Origin of the sequence: Streptomyces sp. 11x1 (assembly GCF_032598905.1) — a bacterium.
Lineage (GTDB): Bacteria > Actinomycetota > Actinomycetes > Streptomycetales > Streptomycetaceae > Streptomyces.
On the sequence record NZ_CP122458.1, the window covers coordinates 2,508,697 to 2,527,831 of the forward strand.

The 19,135-nt window shown below is 70.6% G+C and carries 15 protein-coding genes; 4 read left to right on the forward strand and 11 right to left on the reverse strand.

Annotation, left to right across the window (positions count from 1 at the left end; genetic code table 11):
* Positions 1-141: 141 nt before the first annotated feature.
* Positions 142-2,859: an aconitate hydratase AcnA gene (gene acnA, locus P8T65_RS10970; RefSeq protein WP_316725231.1), complete on the reverse strand. Its 2,718-nt coding sequence runs from the start codon at positions 2,857-2,859 to the stop codon at positions 142-144.
* Between the two features lie 432 nt (positions 2,860-3,291).
* Here acnA and P8T65_RS10975 point away from each other — a divergent pair, with 432 nt between their 5' ends.
* From P8T65_RS10975 to P8T65_RS10990, 4 genes are all read left to right on the forward strand, one after another.
* On the forward strand, positions 3,292-4,188 hold the full coding sequence (locus P8T65_RS10975; protein ID WP_316731546.1) for an aminoglycoside phosphotransferase family protein: 897 nt from the start codon (positions 3,292-3,294) through the stop codon (positions 4,186-4,188).
* Between the two features lie 239 nt (positions 4,189-4,427).
* The gene (locus P8T65_RS10980) at positions 4,428-5,150 is read left to right on the forward strand and encodes a VOC family protein (RefSeq protein WP_316725232.1); all 723 of its coding nucleotides are present in this window, start codon (positions 4,428-4,430) and stop codon (positions 5,148-5,150) included.
* Positions 5,151-5,245: 95 nt separating this feature from the next.
* Positions 5,246-5,443 carry a DUF4236 domain-containing protein gene (locus P8T65_RS10985; RefSeq protein ID WP_316725233.1) on the forward strand — a complete coding sequence of 66 codons (198 nt, stop codon included), beginning with the start codon at positions 5,246-5,248 and terminating at the stop codon, positions 5,441-5,443.
* A gap of 157 nt (positions 5,444-5,600) precedes the next feature.
* Positions 5,601-7,130, forward strand: coding sequence for a UDP-N-acetylglucosamine 1-carboxyvinyltransferase (locus tag P8T65_RS10990; protein ID WP_316725234.1), 1,530 nt, complete (start codon positions 5,601-5,603; stop codon positions 7,128-7,130).
* A gap of 1,135 nt (positions 7,131-8,265) precedes the next feature.
* On the opposite strand, the gene P8T65_RS10995 is transcribed toward P8T65_RS10990, so the two are convergent.
* The 10 genes from P8T65_RS10995 to P8T65_RS11040 form a co-directional block, all read right to left on the reverse strand.
* Complete coding sequence (locus tag P8T65_RS10995) at positions 8,266-9,195, reverse strand: peptidoglycan recognition family protein (protein WP_316725235.1); 930 nt, start codon at positions 9,193-9,195, stop codon at positions 8,266-8,268.
* Positions 9,196-9,295: 100 nt separating this feature from the next.
* Positions 9,296-9,526: a hypothetical protein gene (locus P8T65_RS11000; RefSeq protein ID WP_316725236.1), complete on the reverse strand. Its 231-nt coding sequence runs from the start codon at positions 9,524-9,526 to the stop codon at positions 9,296-9,298.
* Between the two features lie 27 nt (positions 9,527-9,553).
* On the reverse strand, positions 9,554-11,368 hold the full coding sequence (locus P8T65_RS11005; protein ID WP_316725237.1) for a hypothetical protein: 1,815 nt from the start codon (positions 11,366-11,368) through the stop codon (positions 9,554-9,556).
* Between the two features lie 17 nt (positions 11,369-11,385).
* Entirely contained in the window at positions 11,386-12,021 is a 636-nt protein-coding gene (locus P8T65_RS11010) for a phage tail protein (RefSeq protein ID WP_316725238.1), read from the reverse strand.
* On the reverse strand, positions 12,018-12,986 hold the full coding sequence (locus tag P8T65_RS11015) for a hypothetical protein (protein ID WP_316725239.1): 969 nt from the start codon (positions 12,984-12,986) through the stop codon (positions 12,018-12,020). The genes P8T65_RS11010 and P8T65_RS11015 overlap by 4 nt, the downstream gene beginning before the upstream one ends.
* An 8-nt stretch (positions 12,987-12,994) precedes the next feature.
* On the reverse strand, positions 12,995-16,600 hold the full coding sequence (locus P8T65_RS11020) for a putative baseplate assembly protein (RefSeq protein ID WP_316725240.1): 3,606 nt from the start codon (positions 16,598-16,600) through the stop codon (positions 12,995-12,997).
* Complete coding sequence (locus P8T65_RS11025) at positions 16,597-17,022, reverse strand: GPW/gp25 family protein (RefSeq protein WP_316725241.1); 426 nt, start codon at positions 17,020-17,022, stop codon at positions 16,597-16,599. Before P8T65_RS11025 ends, P8T65_RS11020 begins: the two co-directional genes overlap by 4 nt.
* Entirely contained in the window at positions 17,019-17,414 is a 396-nt protein-coding gene (locus P8T65_RS11030; protein WP_316725242.1) for a PAAR domain-containing protein, read from the reverse strand. Before P8T65_RS11030 ends, P8T65_RS11025 begins: the two co-directional genes overlap by 4 nt.
* A 17-nt stretch (positions 17,415-17,431) precedes the next feature.
* Positions 17,432-18,076 carry a phage baseplate assembly protein V gene (locus P8T65_RS11035; protein ID WP_316725243.1) on the reverse strand — a complete coding sequence of 215 codons (645 nt, stop codon included), beginning with the start codon at positions 18,074-18,076 and terminating at the stop codon, positions 17,432-17,434.
* On the reverse strand, positions 18,073-19,131 hold the full coding sequence (locus P8T65_RS11040) for a contractile injection system protein, VgrG/Pvc8 family (protein ID WP_316725244.1): 1,059 nt from the start codon (positions 19,129-19,131) through the stop codon (positions 18,073-18,075). The genes P8T65_RS11035 and P8T65_RS11040 overlap by 4 nt, the downstream gene beginning before the upstream one ends.
* Positions 19,132-19,135: the final 4 nt, after the last annotated feature.

Genomic DNA, 19,135 nt, shown 5'->3' on the forward strand with positions numbered 1-19,135 from the left:
TGCTGCTGGTGCGTCAGTTCGTCGGAACCCAAAGCTGGAACCGTTGCTGCTGTCTGATGACGAACGGGCGCTTCCGCCCCGTCGAGCGCGAGTGCCCCGCTCCCCGCGAGATGCAGGGGCAGGGCGCTCGTTCACGTCAGGTCAAGAACCGACAAGTTGGCGCAGCACGTACTGCATGATGCCGCCGTTGCGGTAGTAGTCGGCCTCACCGGGGGTGTCGATGCGGACGACCGCGTCGAACTCGACGCCGCTGTCGGTGGTCACCTTGACCGTGCGGGGCGTGGTGCCGTCGTTGAGCTCGGTGACGCCCGTGATGGAGAAGATCTCCTCGCCGCTCAGGCCGAGGGACTGCGCCGAGGCGCCCTCGGGGAACTGCAGCGGGAGGACGCCCATGCCGATGAGGTTGGAGCGGTGGATGCGCTCGTAGGACTCGGCGATGACGGCCTTGACGCCGAGGAGGGCCGTGCCCTTGGCCGCCCAGTCACGGGAGGAGCCGGAGCCGTACTCCTTGCCGGCCAGGATGACCAGCGGGATGCCCTGCTCGATGTAGTTGCGCGAGGCGTCGTAGATGAAGGAGACCGGCCCGCCGTCCTGGGTGAAGTCGCGGGTGTAGCCGCCCTCGGTGCCCGGCGCGATCTGGTTGCGCAGGCGGATGTTGGCGAACGTGCCGCGGATCATGACCTCGTGGTTGCCGCGGCGCGAGCCGTAGCTGTTGAAGTCACGACGCTCGACACCGTGCTCCGTGAGGTACTTGCCTCCGGGGGTGTCGGCCTTGATCGCACCGGCCGGGGAGATGTGGTCGGTGGTGACCGAGTCGCCCAGCTTGGCGAGGACGCGGGCACCGGCGATGTCGGAGACCGGGGTGGTCTCCATCGTCATGCCCTCGAAGTAAGGGGGCTTGCGGACGTAGGTCGACTGCGGGTCCCACTCGAAGGTGTTGCCCTCGGGGATCGGCAGCGCCTGCCACTGCGCGTCGCCCGCGAAGACGTCCTGGTAGGACTTGTTGAACATGTCCTCGCCGATGGCGTTGGCCACGACGTCGTTGACCTCGGCCTCGGAGGGCCAGATGTCGGACAGGTAGACCGGCTTGCCGTCCTGGTCGGTGCCGAGGGCGTCCTTGGTGATGTCCACCTTCATGGAGCCCGCGATGGCGTACGCGACGACCAGCGGCGGGGAGGCCAGGTAGTTCATCTTGACGTCGGGGTTGATCCGGCCCTCGAAGTTCCGGTTGCCGGAGAGGACCGAGGTGACCGCGAGGTCGTGGTCGTTGACGGCCTTGGAGACCTCCTCCGGCAGCGGGCCGGAGTTGCCGATGCAGGTGGTGCAGCCGTAACCGACGAGGTTGAAGCCGACCTTGTCGAGGTACGGGGTGAGCCCGGCCTTGTCGAAGTAGTCGGTGACGACCTTCGAACCCGGGGCGAGGGTGGTCTTGACCCACGGCTTGCGGGTCAGGCCCTTCTCCACGGCCTTCTTCGCGACGAGCGCGGCGGCGACCATGACGTACGGGTTGGAGGTGTTGGTGCAGGAGGTGATGGCCGCGACGGTGACCGCGCCGTGGTCGATCTCGTACGTCGAGCCGTCGGGGGCGGTCACGGTGACCGGGTTGGACGGGGCGCCGTTCGGGGCGACGGCCGGGGAGTCGGAGGCCGGGAAGGACTCCTTGCCGGACTCGTCCACGGAGTCGACGTAGTTGAGGACGTCGCTCTTGAACTGCTCGGCGGCGTTCGCGAGGACGATGCGGTCCTGCGGGCGCTTCGGGCCGGCGATGGAGGGGACGACCGTGGCGAGGTCCAGCTCCAGCTTCTCGGAGAAGTCCGGCTCGGCGGCCGGGTCCAGCCAGAGGCCCTGCTCCTTGGCGTACGCCTCGACGAGCGCGAGCTGCTGCTCGGAGCGGCCGGTGAGCTTGAGGTACTTGATGGTCTCGCCGTCGATCGGGAAGACCGCCGCGGTGGAGCCGAACTCCGGCGACATGTTGCCGATGGTGGCGCGGTTGGCGAGGGAGGTGGCGGCCACGCCCTCACCGTAGAACTCGACGAACTTGCCGACGACACCGTGCTTGCGGAGCATCTCGGTGATCGTGAGCACGAGGTCGGTGGCGGTGGTGCCGGGGGTCAGCTCACCGGTGAGCTTGAAGCCGACGACGCGCGGGATGAGCATGGAGACCGGCTGGCCGAGCATCGCGGCCTCGGCCTCGATGCCGCCGACGCCCCAGCCGAGGACGCCGAGGCCGTTGACCATGGTGGTGTGCGAGTCGGTGCCGACGAGGGTGTCGGGGTACGCCTGGCCACCCCGGACCATGACCGTGCGCGCCAGGTGCTCGATGTTCACCTGGTGGACGATGCCGGTGCCGGGGGGTACGACCTTGAAGTCGTCGAAGGCGGTCTGGCCCCAGCGCAGGAACTGGTAGCGCTCCTTGTTGCGGCCGTACTCCAGCTCGACGTTCTGGGCGAAGGCGTCGTTCGTGCCGAACTTGTCGGCGATGACGGAGTGGTCGATGACCAGCTCGGCCGGGGAGAGCGGGTTGACCTTCGCCGGGTCGCCGCCGAGCTCCTTGACGGCCTCACGCATGGTCGCGAGGTCCACGACACAGGGCACGCCCGTGAAGTCCTGCATGATCACGCGGGCCGGGGTGAACTGGATCTCCTGGCTGGGCTGGGCCTGCGAGTCCCAGCCGCCGAGGGCACGGATGTGGTCGGCGGTGATGTTCGCGCCGTCCTCCGTGCGGAGCAGGTTCTCCAGCAGGACCTTGAGGCTGTAGGGCAGGCGAGCCGAGCCCTCCACCTTGTCCAGCCGGAAGATCTCGTACGACTCGTCGCCCACCTGCAGCGTGCTGCGGGCGTCGAAGCTGTTCGCCGACACGACAGTCTCCTTCATTCCATGTGCGCGTACCACCGCATCCTGCCGCCACGCCCCCTTGGCCGATCCGCTAAGGTAAGGCTAAGTTAGGCACCCCTTACCGGGGTGGCGGCCGCAGTGCGCCTCGGCAGATATCTCGATGTCGAGATAACAGTAGTACATAGGCGCGGGCTGGTCATGCCCGGCCCGATGTGGCGTGGGCCAATCTCCGGCGCCTGCGCCCCGTCCGCCGACGCCTGCGCCCCGTCCGCCGACGGCCCGGGGACCGCCGACCGGCAGTCCGGGACCGCCCAGGGAGCGCCCAGGGACCGCCCGCGGGGCCGAAAATCTCGGTTGATCCGGCACCTGGCGGATGAATACTGGCTGTCGTTCCTGATCGTCTGGGGCGCGTCCGGCGTCCGGCGTCCGCACCGGATCCAGGGGGAGGGCCTGCGCATGACCATGCACGTCGACCAAGTGGACGTGACCACCGAGACCGTCGAGTCCCTGATCCGCGAGCAGCTCCCCCGGTGGAGCGGCAGGGCGGTCCGGCGCGTGCCGTCGACCGGGACGGTCAACGCCATCTTCCGCATCGGTGCCGACCTCTCCGCGCGTCTCCCCCTGCGCCCGGCCGATCCCGCCGAGGCGCTGGCGGTGCTGGAGCGGGAGGCCCTGGCGAGCGCGGAGCTGGCGCGGTTCTCCCCGTTCCCCGTCCCGAAACCCGTCGCCCTGGGAGAGCCCGGAGCGGGGTACCCCATGCCGTGGTCGGTCCAGACCTGGCTGCCGGGCACGGTCGCCTCCGATGCCGACCCCAGCGGGTCCGACGCCTTCGCCGAGGACCTCGCGACCTTCGTCGCGGCCCTGCGGGACGCCGGGACACGGGGCCGGGTCTTCGACGGCGACAATCGCGGCGGCGTGCTCACCCACCACGACGAGTGGATGGCGACATGCTTCGCGCAGAGCGAGGACCTGCTCGACGTGCCCCGGCTGCGCCGGCTGTGGAACCGGCTCCGGGAGCTGCCCCGCACGAGCGCCGACGTGATGAGCCACGGTGACCTGATCCCCGGCAACGTCCTGGTCACGGGAGACCGGCTCAGCGGCGTACTCGACACCGGCGGGTTCGGCCCGGCCGACCCCGCGCTGGATCTGGTCGGCGCCTGGCACCTGCTGCGGACAGGGCCGCGGGAGGTGTTCCGGCGGGCGCTGGGCTGTGACGATCTGGAGTGGGAGCGCGGCAAGGCATGGGCGTTCGAACAGGCAATGGGTCTCGTCTGGTACTACGTCGAGAGCAATCCGGCGATGAGCGCCATGGGGCGCCGGACACTCGAACGCCTTCTGGGGTCGACGGAGTGATGTCGCCCCGGTCGGGGGGCCGCCGGGAGCGGAGGCCAGTCCGCGCGGGGCCGCCGGGAGCGGAAACCGGTCCGCGCTGGGCCGCCGGGAGCGGAGGCGCGTCCGCGCGGGGCCGCGTGGTGAGGCCGCGTTCTTAATACGTTGCGGGGCGTTTCCGGGGCTTCCTAGCATGGTTGTTCCTCATGGGCGGGGGACCGGCCCTGTCCGCGGCCGTGCCGGCGGATCGGAGATCCCACGCGATGACGTCCCACCTTTACGCGCTCACCTTCGACGCGAACGACCCCGACGGACTCGCGCACTTCTGGGCCGGCCTCCTGGGCCGGGAGACGACCGAGGACCCCTACGGAGGCATCGCGCTCGCGCCGAACGACGACAGCGGGCTGCGCCTGCGCTTCCTGCCGAGCCAGGAGAAGAAGACCGTCCCCAACCAGACGCACTTCGACCTGACCAGCACCTCCCACGACGACCAGCGGCGGGTCGTGGAACAGGCGCTGGAGCTCGGCGGCCGTCACATCGACATCGGCCAGCTCCCCGAAGAGACCCACGTGGTCCTCGCCGACCCGGAGGGCAACGAGTTCTGTGTCATCGAGCCGGGCAACAACTTCCTCGCCGGCTGCGGATTCATCGGCGCGCTCGCGAGCGACGGTTCGCAGCAGGTCGGGTACTTCTGGAGCCGGGCGCTGGGCTGGCCCCTGGTCTGGGACCAGGACGAGGAGACCGCGATCCAGTCGCCGCACGGCGGCCCGAAGATCACCTGGGGCGGTCCGCCGCTGGCCCCGAAGGTCGGGAAGTACCGCCTCCACTTCGACCTCGTCCCGTCCGCGGACAGCGACCAGCGCGACGAGATCGACCGCCTCGTCTCCATAGGCGCGGCCCCCGTGGACATCGGCCAGGGCCGGGTCGACTGGGCGGTACTCGTCGACCCCGACGGCCACGAGTTCTGCGTACTGCCGCCGCGCTGAGGCAATTGCCGCCGGGAGACACCCAGTTGCCGTACAGGGGCGGGGATGCCCGGCGAAGAGCGGGGTACCCGTGCGGCATCGGGAAGGAGGCAGACATGCCGCTCACGTTTCGCAGGAGCTTTCGGATCCTGCCGGGTGTGCGACTGAACATCAACAAGCGCTCCTGGTCCATCACCACCGGCGGCCGCAACGGCCCCCGCCACACCCACAGCAGCACGGGACGCCGTACGACCTCGATGGACCTGCCCGGCCCCTTCGGCTGGCGCCGCACCCGCGACGCGCGGCGCCACTGAGCCCGGCTGACGTTCCCTCAGCTGACGTCACCCGGCTTCACCCCCACATCGGCTGACCTTGCCTGTCATCACCTGCCATCACCTGAACGGGCCCGCGTCGCACCTCCAACGGCCCCCTCAAGAGGTGCCATCTCATATCTGAGATAACCTCTCCCCCATGGCAGACGACTACCTCGAACGCATCGGCAAGCTCATCCGTGACGCACGGCAGCACCGCGGCTGGACACAGTCACAGTTGGCGGAGGCCCTCGGGACGAGCCAGAGCGCGGTGAATCGAATCGAGCGCGGTAATCAAAACATCAGCCTTGAGATGATCGCCCGAATCGGTGAAGCCCTGGACAGCGAGATCGTCTCGCTGGGCTACGCGGGTCCGATGCATCTGCGGGTGGTCGGCGGGCGTCGGCTGTCGGGCGCGATCGACGTGAAGACCAGCAAGAACGCGTGTGTCGCGCTGCTGTGCGCCTCCTTGTTGAACAAGGGGCGCACAGTGCTGCGCAGGGTGGCCCGAATCGAGGAGGTGTACCGCCTTCTGGAGGTGCTCGGCTCGATCGGCGTACGCACCCGGTGGATCAACGGCGGTGTCGACCTGGAGATCGTGCCGCCGGCTGCGGTGGACCTCGACGCGATCGACGCGGGGGCGGCCCGCCGCACCCGCTCGATCATCATGTTCCTCGGCCCGCTGCTGCACCGCATGGACCACTTCAAGCTGCCGTACGCGGGCGGTTGCGACCTCGGGACGCGGACGATCGAGCCGCACATGATCGCCCTGCGCCGGTTCGGTCTCGACATCACGGCCACCGAGGGGCTGTACCACGCCGAGGTGGACCGCTCCGTCACGCCCGGCCGTCCGATCGTGCTGACCGAGCGCGGCGACACGGTGACCGAGAACGCGCTGCTCGCCGCCGCCCGCCACGACGGCGTCACCGTCATCCGCAACGCCTCGTCCAACTACATGGTCCAGGACCTCTGCTTCTTCCTGGAGGCCCTCGGCGTACGGGTGGAGGGCATCGGAACCACCACGCTCACCGTGCACGGGGTGCCGCACATCGACGTGGACGTCGACTACTCCCCCTCCGAGGACCCGGTCGAAGCGATGAGTCTGCTCGCGGCGGCGGTCGTCACCGAGTCCGAACTGACCGTGCGCCGGGTGCCGATCGAGTTCCTGGAGATCGAGCTGGCGGTCCTGGAGGAGATGGGGCTCGACCACGACCGCTCACCGGAGTACTTCGCCGACAACGGCCGTACGCGCCTGGTGGACCTCACCGTCCGGCCCTCGAAGCTCCAGGCGCCGATCGACAAGATCCACCCCATGCCGTTCCCCGGGCTGAACATCGACAACGTCCCGTTCTTCGCGGCCATCGCCGCTTCCGCGCAGGGCCAGACCCTCATCCACGACTGGGTCTACGACAACCGGGCGATCTACCTCACCGACCTCAACCGCCTCGGCGGTCGCCTCCAACTCCTCGACCCCCACCGCGTCCTGGTCGAGGGCCCGACCCGCTGGCGCGCCGCCGAGATGATGTGCCCGCCGGCCCTGCGCCCCGCCGTGGTCGTCCTCCTCGCGATGATGGCCGCCGAGGGCACGTCCGTGCTGCGCAACGTCTACGTCATCAACCGCGGCTACGAGGAGCTCGCGGAGCGCCTCAACACGGTGGGGGCACAGATCGAGATCTTCCGGGACATCTGAAAGTTTCAGAAGCAACGCCACTACACCTCTCCCGACCTGCACATATGTGAGTCAGGAGGGGTTTCTGCGGCGCCTGTGGGACTTCTCTGGGACTTTGAGCCGGGACCGACTGTCGGTCTGAGAGGGGCAGGTGGCTCGGCTCGCTGTCCTGCGTATGGGCCCTCGGAGGTGCGGCTACGAACGGGAGACGGGGAGTCCGCTGCCCTGCGGAGGAGGCCGCCCTGTGCCTTCGACGACCTGAGGGCCCGCTTCCCGAATCCGAAAGGACGTCGAGCCCGAGTGGCTGGAACGCGCGACGCGACTCCCGACGCGGTTCCTCACCACCCAGCGGGATTTCGACCTTGAGGCAGCCGTCTGTCGGGCAGAGTACCGGGGCATGTTCTGCGCGACGCGTCGTGGACGTGCGACCCGAGACTCCTCAAGGCTTTCGCCGACTCCGACCTCGGTGCCCACCCAGGCAACCTTCGACTTCACCGGGAACGCCATGGGCGACACCGCTGCCGGGGATGAGACCGCAAGACCCTCAAGTACCCCCTGTACGAACCTGCCGACGGGCCGCTCGCGGACCGGCTCAGCATCTGCTCGCCGGCACCGTTCCGTTCGCCATGACCGGGTTCGAGGAAGCTCTCCTCACGCGGGTGCTCTGCGTGATGCAGCCCGACCGGTTCCTGTCGATCGTCAAGTGCACGACAGAGGCAGGTGGCAAGCGCGAGACAGCGCGGATGGTCTACGGGACCGGAGCTGCCGGCACCCGAGTCGGTGAACTGGACCCTCGGCCTGCTCAGCCCCTGGAGCAACGACCTCCCGCACCCTCGTCGGCGATGGCTTCGCCGACCAGCAGCACTCCGCCACGTTCCTGACAGTGCCGGCACGGGAGTGCCGTCCCGGCACGATGCGACCCTGACGGCCTCCCAGGCGCCCCCTCCGTGGCCTGGACGTGCAACCCGGCTTGCCCATCACCTTCGAGGGTCGGGCCGCCACGTCGGGGGAGGCGCGGGCCTCATGGCGTTCCGCAGGACCTCCCGGCAGCGATGCGTGCTTCGTGAGGTGACAGCGGTAGCCGTACGCCGACGCGGCAGGCATCACCCCCTTGCCACGGACGTGAAGGGGGGAGGAATGCCGCCATGCTTCCTCCTCAGCTCTTCACGTCGAGGCGGACCGTCGCGGAGATGCCCTCGATGGCCTGCCGGATCTCCGCCTTCAGGGCGTCGAGGTCCGTGGCCGGGTCGACCGTCACGGCGTCGACAAGCTTGTCGATCGTGGCGGCCTGGGCAGCCACCACCGTCTCCACCCGCTGCAGGCGCCCGGCCATTCCCCACAGCAGCATCTCCTTCGAGATCTTCGCGGTCCCGCCCTTCAAGGGGTCGTCACCGGAGAGTGCCCACACCCGGCGGGCTATCTTGTCGAGGTCGGCGTCGGTCAGGGCCATGTCGTCGCCCTTCTCCTGTTGCGGCTGGGGTTTCTGGGGTTTCCCGGTGAGCTGCTGCTGGATGTCGGCCCGCAGGTCCTTCATGGAGAACCCACGCGGGTCGATCTTGGTGTTGGTCCACTCCTTGTGCGCGATCACCGACCGCGCCGACCAGCCGTGCGCCCGGCACAGCGCGGCTGACGCGCGCTTGATCGCGTCCAACTGCGCCTGGGCCCAGGGGTCCTTGCCGTCGCCGAGGTTGACGCACTCGAAGCCGTAGAAGTGGGTGTTGCCGTCCGTGTCGTTCTCGTTGGGGGCGGGCAGCGTGGCGCGTGCGGCGATGACGGCCTTCAGCACGTCGCCGTCGCCCGAACCCGCGTGGTTGGTACGGCCGTTGCCGACGAGGTGGACGGTGCCGTCCTTGGCGATGACGCCGAGGCACAGCGGGCCGGGCAGAGTGGCGTGGCCGTCGCGGCAGAGGTCCACGCTGGCCTTGGTGCCCGAGGTGACGGTGTGGTGGATCATCACCCCGTTCACCGGGCCCCAGGCGCCCTTGTGGTTGCGGTTGCGGGTGCGCCAGCCGTCGACCTCGACGACCTTGACACCCTCGGCCTTCAGGGCGGCCACGATGCGGTCTGCGGACAAGGGGGTGGCCATGGGACCTCCAGACGTGGGACGGGGCCCGGCCGGAACGGCACGGGACGTACGGGGGATGAGCGGGCGTCAGGCGGTACGGCGCGCGGCGGGTGTCGGTCCGTCAGACGTCCGCGGGTTGGTCCGCCGCTGCCGGCGGTGCCGGTTCGGCGCCGTCGGTCTCCCGGGCGTCCTCGGCGGCCAGGAGTTCGTTCAGCACCTGGAGGGCGCCGCTGATGCGGAGCAGGGTCTGCTGGACGTCGGTCTGCCGGGCCTCCAGCTCGGCGAGCATCCGCTTCCCTTCTGCGAACTCGGTCTCCAGTTCGGATACGCGCTTTTCTATTTCGGCTCTCATGCCGGTCTTCCTTCACAGAGTCCGTGGTCAGTCCGAAGCCAGGGGCTTGAGAACCCAGCGGCGGTGCTCGGCGGAAAGCTGGGAACGTGAGAAAACGTAGTGATTCTGGCCCGTCGTCGAATCGGCGGCATAGGCGTACTCATGAAGGCGGGAGCTGAAGAGTTCGACGTTCAATTCCCCCGCGGCGAGTCTCTTCAGCACGGCCAGTTCGGCCTCGCCGATGGTGACCGATCCGATGGCCAGTTGTGATGCGGCGACCCGGGCCGCATGGATGTCGCTGTACGTGCTGCTGGCCAAGTCGCCGTACTTGAAGTGGAACCCGTCTTTCCGCACCTCCAGCCTGTGCCAGTAGGTGCCACCGTGATGGAACCGGATGTTGAAGGACACCGGGGTGGGGGAGGACGGACCGGCCTGGAACAACTCCATGAAGAGGTATTTGTTGTCCGCGCCGGGCGGGAGCATCCGACGCAGCTGGAGGTGGCTGTTCTCAGCACTGACGGTCAGTCTGTGCGAGGCATCGTCGGTACCGACGCCGACATTGCCGGACGCCTGGACGGTGAGCCGGGCCGCCTGGCTGGTGACGAGGGTCAGCGGGCTGTCGGTCGCGGTACCCACGACCATGCCCGGCTTCGCGCCGAACACCTCCTGATCGTTCGCCTGGACGCGCGCGTCCACCGTCGCGGTCCGCACGGACAGCTTGGTGCTCCCGGAACCCATGACGTCGACGACCCTGCCCCACCCCGCGGTGCCCGCCGGGGCGGTGGCACCGACACCCACATGGCCGTCGGCGGTGACACTGAGCCGGGCCGCGTTGCCGGTGACCAGGGTCAGCGGGCTGGCGGACACGGTGCCCACGGCCATGCCCGGCAGCGCGCCGAACGCACCTCTCTCGTGCGCCGCCACGCGCCCCTCGATGTTCGCGGTCCGCACCGACAGCTTGGTTCTCTCGGCGCCCACCAGGTCGAGGACCCGGTCCCATCCGCCCTGGTTCGTCGGCGCGGTGGTGCCGATGCCGACATCGCCGCCCGGGGAGACGAAGAGCCTCGTCGTGCCGTCCTCGCCGTCGTCGGGACCGTGGGTCCTGACGTGCAGGCCCACTCTCGCGACCGGCCGTCGGTCGTACTCCAGGGAGTAGCCCTCGTGGTCGTCCTCCGACCCGGCCCGCAGCCGGATCCCGCTGCGGTGTCCGTCGCCGCCCGCCACCTTGAACGTCAGGTGCCGGTCCCGCGGGCCGTAGTCGCCGATGTCCAGGTCGCTGCCGGGGGCGGTGGTGCCGATGCCGAGCGCGCCCGCCACGGACAGGGTGGAGCGCTGTGCCGCGGTGAGGTCCACCACGACCTGGTCGTTCGCGACCGCGAGCCGGGTGAGCAGCACCGTGTGCTCGTCCAGGTCGCGCGGGGCGTCGTCCGGGGCGACCGCGGTGGTGCCGTCCGGGGCCGCCACCACGATCCTGGGGCTCTCGTCCCAGCGCCGCGCCCCCGCCCCGCCGGGCGCCTCGTCGGGCGTCAGGTCCGTCGCGGTCTCCCGGTAGGCAAGGTGCACCTCGATGCCCTGCTGGTCGGCGAAGTCCTCGTCGAGTTGCAGGGTCGTGTCGGCGGCCAGGACGAGGTGGCGGCCCAGCGCGTCCACCGCCATGCCGGCGGCCACGGTGATCCGGCGCTCGGCGTCCGCGGTCACCGTCAGGCCGGTGGTGACGCCGGTGAGCCGCAGCAGCCGGCTCTGCCGGCGCTCGCGGTCGAGGTGGAACCTCTGTTCGTCGATGAAGTCCTGTTCTTGCAGGAACTGCCCGTCGAAGAAGCGGACGCGCTTCGGTACGACGTCGGGTTGGCTGTAGTCAGCCATCGTGCTTCCTCCGGATGTCAGGGTGTGTCGCTCGTGCCGAGCTGGGTGTTCCTTCCGAGGAGGAGCGGCTTCGGCTCGCCGCCCTCGCGTGCGATCAGTTCCTCGGAGACCAGCCGCATCGTGGGCACCACGACCTTGAGCGCGTAGAAGGTGTGCGCCGGCTTCTCCCGGTCGATGATCGCCCTGGCGACCTCCTGGACACGGCGCAGCTCCGAGGGGTCGGCCTTTCTGAGCGTCAGCCGGACCTGGAAGTAGTGGGCGGGCGTCTCGAAGTCGTCGACGACGACCACGTCGTCACGGGCGACGCCGCCGTCCCTGGGCCACAGGTAGATCTCCAGCATTCGGCGCAGTCCGGCCAGGGTTCCCCGTTGCCGGTACAGCGGCACGATCTCGCTGATGAACCCGCGCTTGACGTCCGGGGACCAGTCCGCGCGCAGGCTCAGGCCGACCCACCCGGCCAGCCAGGGCAGGAAGTCCTCGCGGGCGGTCAGCGGGTCGACGTGGTCGGCGGAGCCGACGATGAGCTGTTCGAGGCCCGTGACCCCCTCGGCGTCGTCACGGCCGGTCAGTACGGCCTCGAAGGCCAGCAGGAACCGGCCGGCGAACGGGTCCTCCCGGAACAGCGGCGGCAGGTGGTCGAGATAGCGGCTCATCCCGGAAGCCTCCAGGTCGACGAGTACGTTCTGCCGTAGTTGCCGTACGCCGTCAGGTCCACCCCGGTCAGCCGAGCCAGCTGGTGGGAGCCGAGTGCGACGTGGTCCACTCCGGCTTCGGCGTCGACACCCGCGCCCACAGGCGTGAGGCGGACGTTCTCCACGTAGTCGGTCGACGGTGACTGTTCGAGCACGCCGTAGACCTCGGAGGGGTACGCGCTCTGCCCGAAGCGCCGACCGTCGCGGGCGTCACCGCCGACGAACGGGTCGTAGAAGTTCCGGAGCCGGTCGAGCGCGTCGGCGAGGGCGAGTTCCGGTACGGCGTCCTCGCGCAGTGCCAGGTCGGCGGCGACCGTGAGGTCGACGTACTCCGGGCCGACCACATGGTGACGGACCGTCAGGATTCGCCGGGGGTCGAGGAATTCGTGCAGGGCGGTGGTCAGTGCCTCGGTGGGCAGCGGGTGCGCACCGCCTTCCCCGCCCGGCTCGGGCAGGACGACGACGCTGACGTGCGCCGGAGCGGGCACGTCCGGGCCGGAGTCCGCCAGGTTCCGGCCCGGTACGCACCGCACCCGCCGTACCGCGGGCAGTCCGGCCGCCTGCGGCTGCTCGGGCCAGACCGCGCGGACCAGGTACTCGTAGTCGTCCGCGGTGGCGGCCCGGTGGCGCTCGTGCAGCGTGGCCACGCTCTGGCGTACGGCCGTGTCGAGATCGCCGCTGCTCGGCGGCTCCCACCGGGAACCGCCGAGCAGCCGCAGAAACTTCAGGGTGTGGCTCGGTGGCAGCTGGTCGACCTGGTACAGCTGCATCTCGGTCAGCCAGGCCAGCAGTTCGACGAGGACGATGCCGGGGTCGCCGGGGTTGTGGTCGGTCCACTCCGGCAGGAGGACGGGGATGAGGGCCCGTGCCTCGCCGACCAGGTCGTCGAAGTCGAGGTCGTCGAGGTCGGGCAGCTCGATCGGCACGGAACTCCTCACTCTCCCAGGGTCACGGTGATCCGGTGGGCGCCGGAGTACACCAGCGCCCGCTCCAGCCATCGGGTCAGGTCCTCGGCCACCGGCTCGCTCGCGAGTTCCGCCAGCGAGCGGCCGAGCACCGCCTCCAGCCGTTCACCGAGTTCGTCGGAGTGGGCCACCGTCGTCACCGTGAGCGCGGGGACGTGGTCGACACCGTCGACGGCGCCGATCAGCGCGTACAGGTCGGAGCGGTGCGGTTTGCGGCCGAAGGCCCAGCCGGTGCCGTCCGGTCCCCCGGTCAGCGGGTGCAGGAAGCGCTCCAGGATCTGCTCGACGCGTCCGCCGAGCAGACCGGCGGTGTCCGGGGAGGAGGCCACCACCGTCGCGGTGACGGTCACCTCGATCCACTCCGGGCCCGCGACCCACAGTCCGGTGGTCGGGCCGCAGCGGTCCCGCAGGTACTCCTCGACCCGGCGCAGCAGTCCCAGGCCCGGTATCGGACGGGACGCGCCGGAGTGCGGGACCACGACGATCCCGACGTCGCCGGCGTCCGCCTCCGCCTCCGTGTGCTCGTCCCTGGGTTGCTCGGTCGCCGGGTCGAACCAGAGGGCGAACGGGTCGAACCGGCCGGGCAGCACCGCCCGGACCCGGGCCACCTCGGCGGAGGACTCGAACGCGAGGTCCTCGAAGTCCGCGGCCGTGACGGCCCGGTCGCGGTGGCGCAGCGACCTCGGCCCCCTGGCACGCACCCGCTCCAGCGGCTCCCACCCGCTGCCGCCGGAGGCGGGCTCGTGATGGGTGACCGAGTCGATGGACGGGATGGCGGACTTCAGCGTCACGACGGTTCCGGCGGCGCGGTTGCCCTGCTCGCCGCCGCCCGTGCGGTAGGTGACCCGGATGTTGTTCTGCCCGGCCGGCGGCACCCGGCCGGCCCGGCCGTCGCCGAAGGCGATCTCTCCGGTCCTGGGGTCGACGGTGTAGTGGCGGTCGCCGGGGCCGGAGCGGTGGAAGTCGGTCACCGCGTGCCATCGCACCCAGACGTCCCCGGTGTCCTCGACGACCGTCACTGCGTCGACGCCCTCGGTCTCCGTCAGTACGGCTTCCTCAGCCGCCGAAGGGCGCTCCGGCTCCCGTACGACCAGGCGCTGACCGGGCAGGACCGGGCTCTGCGCGGTGGTGAGCCGCCGGCCCGCCTCGGCGGTGCCCGATCCGAGGATCTCGTCGGTGACGGTGACGGCCTGGGTCGCCCAGGTCGTGTTGGGAAGGATCCGGCGGACTCGCGGGGGGACCGGGAAGGTCCCGTGCCGCAGCCGCAGGCGCAGCCAGCACCGGCGCTGTCCGAGGTGTTCCCTGGCGGTGAGGTCCGCCGGTCCGACGAACCGCACCATGCCCCGGTCGGTCAGGGCGGCGGTCTCGTCGACCGCGGCCAGTGGCCGCCAGCCGTCGGGGCCGCTGTACTCCCACACCAGGTCGGCGCGGTCGGCCGCCTCGGTCCCGGCGAGCCGGTCGGCCGTCACCTCGTCCGGCTGCGGTGGTTCGGCCTGGAGGTAGAGCGTGACCGGCCGGTTGCCGAACGCCTGGTCGAAGCCGAGGTAGAGGGCGGGGTCCTGCTCCGGGTTCGGGGTGAAGGGGGTGACGGACCACGGCGTTTCGGGGTCCTTGTGGTGGGTGACGAGGCGGAAGTCGTTGTGCGTGACGCAGACCGGGGCCGGGACGGGCGCGGTCAGTCCCTGCCGGGAGCTCCACGACAGGGCCTTGACGACCGGTGGTGCGAGCGTGGCATCGACGGGTTCGTAGGTGCCGTCGGCGTTGCGGGTGTAGTGGGCCGGGCTGCCGTAGTCGCCGTCGACGAGACGGACGCGCAACCAGTACTCCTCGACGCCGTTCACCTCGGTGCGGGCGAAGCCCTCGGGCGGGGTGAGCACCAGGGTGGCGTCGGCCGTGAAGGCGTAGGAGGGGGATTCGGTGTCCGAGCCCTCGGCGGTGGCGGTCATGGTGCGCCAGTGGGTGCCGTCCCAGGCCTCCCACGCGGTCACCGGATTGCCGACGGTGCGCACCGGCGGGACCGGGCCGTCCGTGGCGTCGGGGCCGTTGGTCAGGGTGACGTCGAGGGTGAGGTCCGCGCCGGGGCGCACCAGGTTCGCGGGGCAGGCCAGGTAGAAGGTGTCGTTGAAGCGCGGCTGTTCCCCGAAGGGGTGGAAGTCCCGGGTCACGTCCAGCTGGGTGCCGCCCGCGAAGGCGCGCGGCGGCGCCACCGGCTCCGGGGCGGTTGCGGTCGACACGTCGATGCCGGTGACGGTGGGCAGATCCCAGTCGTGGCCCACGGTCAGCGACTCCACCTGCGGGAGGGTGGCGTACGCGCCGCCGTCCTGGACGATCTGCGCCCGGAGCCAGTGTCCGGACCGGGCCCGGAACAGCTCGGCCGGCCAGTCGGCGGGAACCCGGAAGCGGACGTCGCCGTCGCGGGTCATGGCCAGCGTGCCGTCCGTGAGGCCGGTGCCGCCGGTGCCGACCGCTTCCGCCGCCGTACTGGACTCCCCCAGCCGCCGCCAGGTGTCGCCGTCCTTGTACGCCCACTCCAGGCGCACCGGGCCGGCCGGGGCGCCGGTCTCTCCGGGGCGTGCCAGGGTGACGGCGAGCCGGACGGTCGCGCCGTGGAGGGCCACCGACGCGTCGACGCTCAGGTAGAAGAACTGGCCCTGTTCGGTCTCCCCGAACGGGAACACCCCGTCGGCGCTGTCCTGGGGCGGCCGGCTGCCGATCGCGACCGCGGCGGGCGGCAGCCCCCAGGTGCCGTGCGGCATGGGCAGGTCGAGCCGCGCGCGCAGCCAGCCGGCCGACGTGCCGTTCACGTCCTGCGGGGGCAGTTGCGGCAGACCGGAGAAGGTCACGGTCCACACGCCGTCGCCCGGGGTGCTGCCGGCCTGTACCGGCTGCCACCCGGTGCCGTCCCCGTACGACCACGAGACCGGCCATGCGGCGAGCAGCACGCTGTCCGGGGTGGCGAGGGCCAGGGTGACGTCCTTGGTGCCCTCGGCGGTCAGCACCGGGTCGCAGGCGACGAAGAACTCGTGGGGCACGGCCCGGTCTCCGGTGAACGCGACGAACGGTTCGTCGAGGGTGCCGGTCGCCTCGGCGCCGCGGTCGGCGTAGCTGTCGCGGGGGGCGTCGTCGACGAGGACGGTCACCAGCTGGGACCGGGTCACGGCCAGATCGGTCCCGGTCTCGAAGACGACCTCGTCGTCCTCGCCGTCGAGCGGGTCGGCGGCGATCTGGGTGCCGGCGGGGACGAGTGCGTCGGTCCGGCTGCGTTCGGCGAGCCGGAAGGTGAGGGGGACGCGCGCAGGCAGCGGCGGCGTCGGCTGAACGCCGATCAGGTTGAGGAAGGCGAGGTAGTCGCGTTCCGGCACCTGGTTGAGGCGCTGCACGACCAGTTCGGCGAAGCGGGCGAAGATGCCGATCAGTGCCTGGCCGGGGTCTGCGCGTCCGCCGGCGGGCGGCTGCCAGCCGCGGTCACCGGTCGCCGGGTCGGCGGGCCGCGTGTAGCGGATCGCCAGGTCGGTGGTCTGCGCGACCAGGGCCGCGCGGTCGCGGGGGTCGATGGGGGGCGGCTGTCCGGTCATGCGACGTAGAAGGGGTAGACGAGGTTGAAGCGGCTGTTGTTCGACCGCATCCGGTAGTTGATCTCGATGAGCAGGCTGTGCCGGTCCTCGGGATCGGGTGCCGCGTGGACGTCCAGGACGTCGATCCGTGGTTCCCAGCGGCTCAGTGCCTCCCGCACCGACCGGCTGACGCGTCCCGCGGTGGTCGCGTCGTTGGTGTCGAAGACGGCGTCGTGGATGCCGCAGCCGAAGTCGGGCCGCATCACGCGTTCGCCGGGCGCGGTGCCGAGGATCAGCCGGATCGACTGGCGGACCGCCTCCGGGCCGCCGGTGAGCCGTATACCCCGCCCGAGGTCTTCTGGGTGTTCGGGGTTCTCGGGTTCGAGGGCGATCGGGAACGCCCAGCCGGTGCCGAGGAAGCCACTGTCCGTCACGCCGGTCATCCGATCGTCACCGTGCCCGTGGCCACGACCGTGCCGCTGGGGAGGTCCTGTGGGTCGTTGCAGGTGGTGGCGGGGTCGCCGGCCCTGATGGCGGGTTTTCCGTTGATCTTCACCGTGGTGCTGCCGCCTTCGAGGGTGGCCGTGTTCGACGGCTGTTTCTGGAACGAGGTGCCGGGCGGCGCGGGCAGGTGCGGCGGTGTGTTCTCCGCGGTGGAACCGGCGACCGCCGCCGGCTTGCCCATGATGGTGACGTCGGCGCTCAGTCCGCCGTTGACGACCCCGGTGAACGGGTGCGGCAGCGGCGTCGGCACCGGCGGTGTCCCCGGGACCATGACGATGTGGATGTCGGTGGCCGTGACCAGGTCACCCTGTTTGGCGGCGAACTGCCCCATGAACCCTGCACCCCCCATTAGTTGATGTTGACCTGGCTGCCCTTGATGTCCAGCCGTCCGCCGGACTTGACCGCGAGCGCGGACTTGGCCTGCACGTTCACGTCGGCCTTGGAAGTGATCTCGACCCCGTTGCCGGTGAGCCGCAGCTTCCCGCCCGCGGAGATGACGACGTCCGCGTCCGCGGTGATCGTGATCCGGTTGTCCTTCGTGCTGATCACGATGCTGTTCCCGGAACTCTTGTCGACGATCTCGATGCGCTCGTCCCCCGCCGTGTCGACCAGCCGGATCACGTGCCCGCTGCGGGATCTGATCGCCCGTACGTCGTTGCGGCCGTCGCCGTTGGTGACCGGCGGCCTGTCCTTGCCGTTCCACAGCGCGCCGACGACGTAGGGCACCTCGGGGTTGCCGTGCTCGAAGGCGACGAGGACCTCGTCGCCGACCTCGGGCAGGAACCAGAAGCCGCGGCCGGCCCCGGCCATCGGCACCGCCACCCGCGCCCAGTCGGTCTCGGCGTCGTCCGCGAGCCAGGGCAGGGTCATCTTGACCCGGCCCAGACCGTCCGGGTCCCGGTTGTTGGAGACGATGCCGATCGCCACTCCCTGGAACGGCCCGTCCGCGCGGGCGGTCTCCTGGCCTGTCGGGTAGTCGAAGATCTCCGTCACGCGGCGTTCCTCCGCAGCTGGAGGGAGGTCCGGTAGTCGTCCCCCGCGGTCAGCGAATGGCTGACGGAGGTGAGGTAGTAGGCGCCGCTGAAGACGGTGCCGGCGCCCTGGATGTCGACCACCTCGCCGGCGTGCAGCCGGGGCTTCCCCTCGCACTCGGCCTCGCCGGTGATGTAGGTCAGCGCCAGGTCGTCGAACTGGCCGAGGGCCATCTGGTCGGCCCGGTCCCGGTTCGGCACCGACAGGCCCGTGCTGACCGTCGCCGCCCTGCCGAAGGCGCGCTCGGCCTCGCGGGGGCCGGTGGTGGCGCCGCCCATGGTGGTGGGCTCCCGGCCTGCGGTCACCGTGGAGACCACGGCCTGTTTGAGCGCCACGTCCCAGCCCCGCACGGAGTGCCGGCCGACCTGGGGCAGTGCGCGCAGCCGGGGTGTGAACTCGGCGATGTCGTCGCCGATGTGCAGGGTCGCCGACGGCCGGCGGCCGTGCTGCGGTGGCCGGAAGTACAGCACCTTGTGCCGTACGTGAACCTCGTACCCGATCAGCCGCGCCCGCTTCTGGAGGAACTCCAGGTCGGTCTGGTTGTTCTGCACCACGTAGTCGGGGGCGGCGCCGGTGTCGGTCACCTCCGCCCGCAGCCCCGCGTTCCGGGCCAGTTGACGGGCTATGGCGCTGTCCTTGGTGCGGGTGAAGGTCCGGGTCCGCTGGGCCCGTGCGAGCCGGTGCCGGTAGTCGTACCCGCGGACGGTCAGCGTCGGCAGCCGGTCCGTGCTGAAGGTGGGCTCCAGACCGGTGACCTCACCGCTCATCACCGGGTACAGGTCGCCGCCGTATCCGAGGGAGATCACCACCTCGGTGCCGACCGCGAAGAGCCGGGAGTCGGACCAGGGGAAGGCCAGCCGCTCGGGGTCCCAGTTGTGCAGCGTCACGGTGAACATGCTCAGCGCGTGGAGATCGTCCAGGACGGTGACCGACTCGACGTCGGCGCGGGCGTCCAGGGGCAGGGGACGGCCGTCGCAGCGGATCTCCAGGGCCGGTGCGTTTTCTTCGGCGTTCATCGCT

Coding starts and splice junctions, on each gene's coding strand:
- P8T65_RS10975 (WP_316731546.1), top strand. CDS start 3,292: ATGACCATGCACGTCGACCAAGTGGACGTGACCACCGAGACCGTCGAG.
- P8T65_RS10980 (WP_316725232.1), top strand. CDS start 4,428: ATGACGTCCCACCTTTACGCGCTCACCTTCGACGCGAACGACCCCGAC.
- P8T65_RS10985 (WP_316725233.1), top strand. CDS start 5,246: ATGCCGCTCACGTTTCGCAGGAGCTTTCGGATCCTGCCGGGTGTGCGA.
- P8T65_RS10990 (WP_316725234.1), top strand. CDS start 5,601: ATGGCAGACGACTACCTCGAACGCATCGGCAAGCTCATCCGTGACGCA.
- P8T65_RS10995 (WP_316725235.1), bottom strand. CDS start 9,195: ATGGCCACCCCCTTGTCCGCAGACCGCATCGTGGCCGCCCTGAAGGCC.
- P8T65_RS11000 (WP_316725236.1), bottom strand. CDS start 9,526: ATGAGAGCCGAAATAGAAAAGCGCGTATCCGAACTGGAGACCGAGTTC.
- P8T65_RS11005 (WP_316725237.1), bottom strand. CDS start 11,368: ATGGCTGACTACAGCCAACCCGACGTCGTACCGAAGCGCGTCCGCTTC.
- P8T65_RS11010 (WP_316725238.1), bottom strand. CDS start 12,021: ATGAGCCGCTATCTCGACCACCTGCCGCCGCTGTTCCGGGAGGACCCG.
- P8T65_RS11020 (WP_316725240.1), bottom strand. CDS start 16,600: ATGACCGGACAGCCGCCCCCCATCGACCCCCGCGACCGCGCGGCCCTG.
- P8T65_RS11025 (WP_316725241.1), bottom strand. CDS start 17,022: ATGACCGGCGTGACGGACAGTGGCTTCCTCGGCACCGGCTGGGCGTTC.
- P8T65_RS11030 (WP_316725242.1), bottom strand. CDS start 17,414: ATGGGGCAGTTCGCCGCCAAACAGGGTGACCTGGTCACGGCCACCGAC.
- P8T65_RS11040 (WP_316725244.1), bottom strand. CDS start 19,131: ATGAACGCCGAAGAAAACGCACCGGCCCTGGAGATCCGCTGCGACGGC.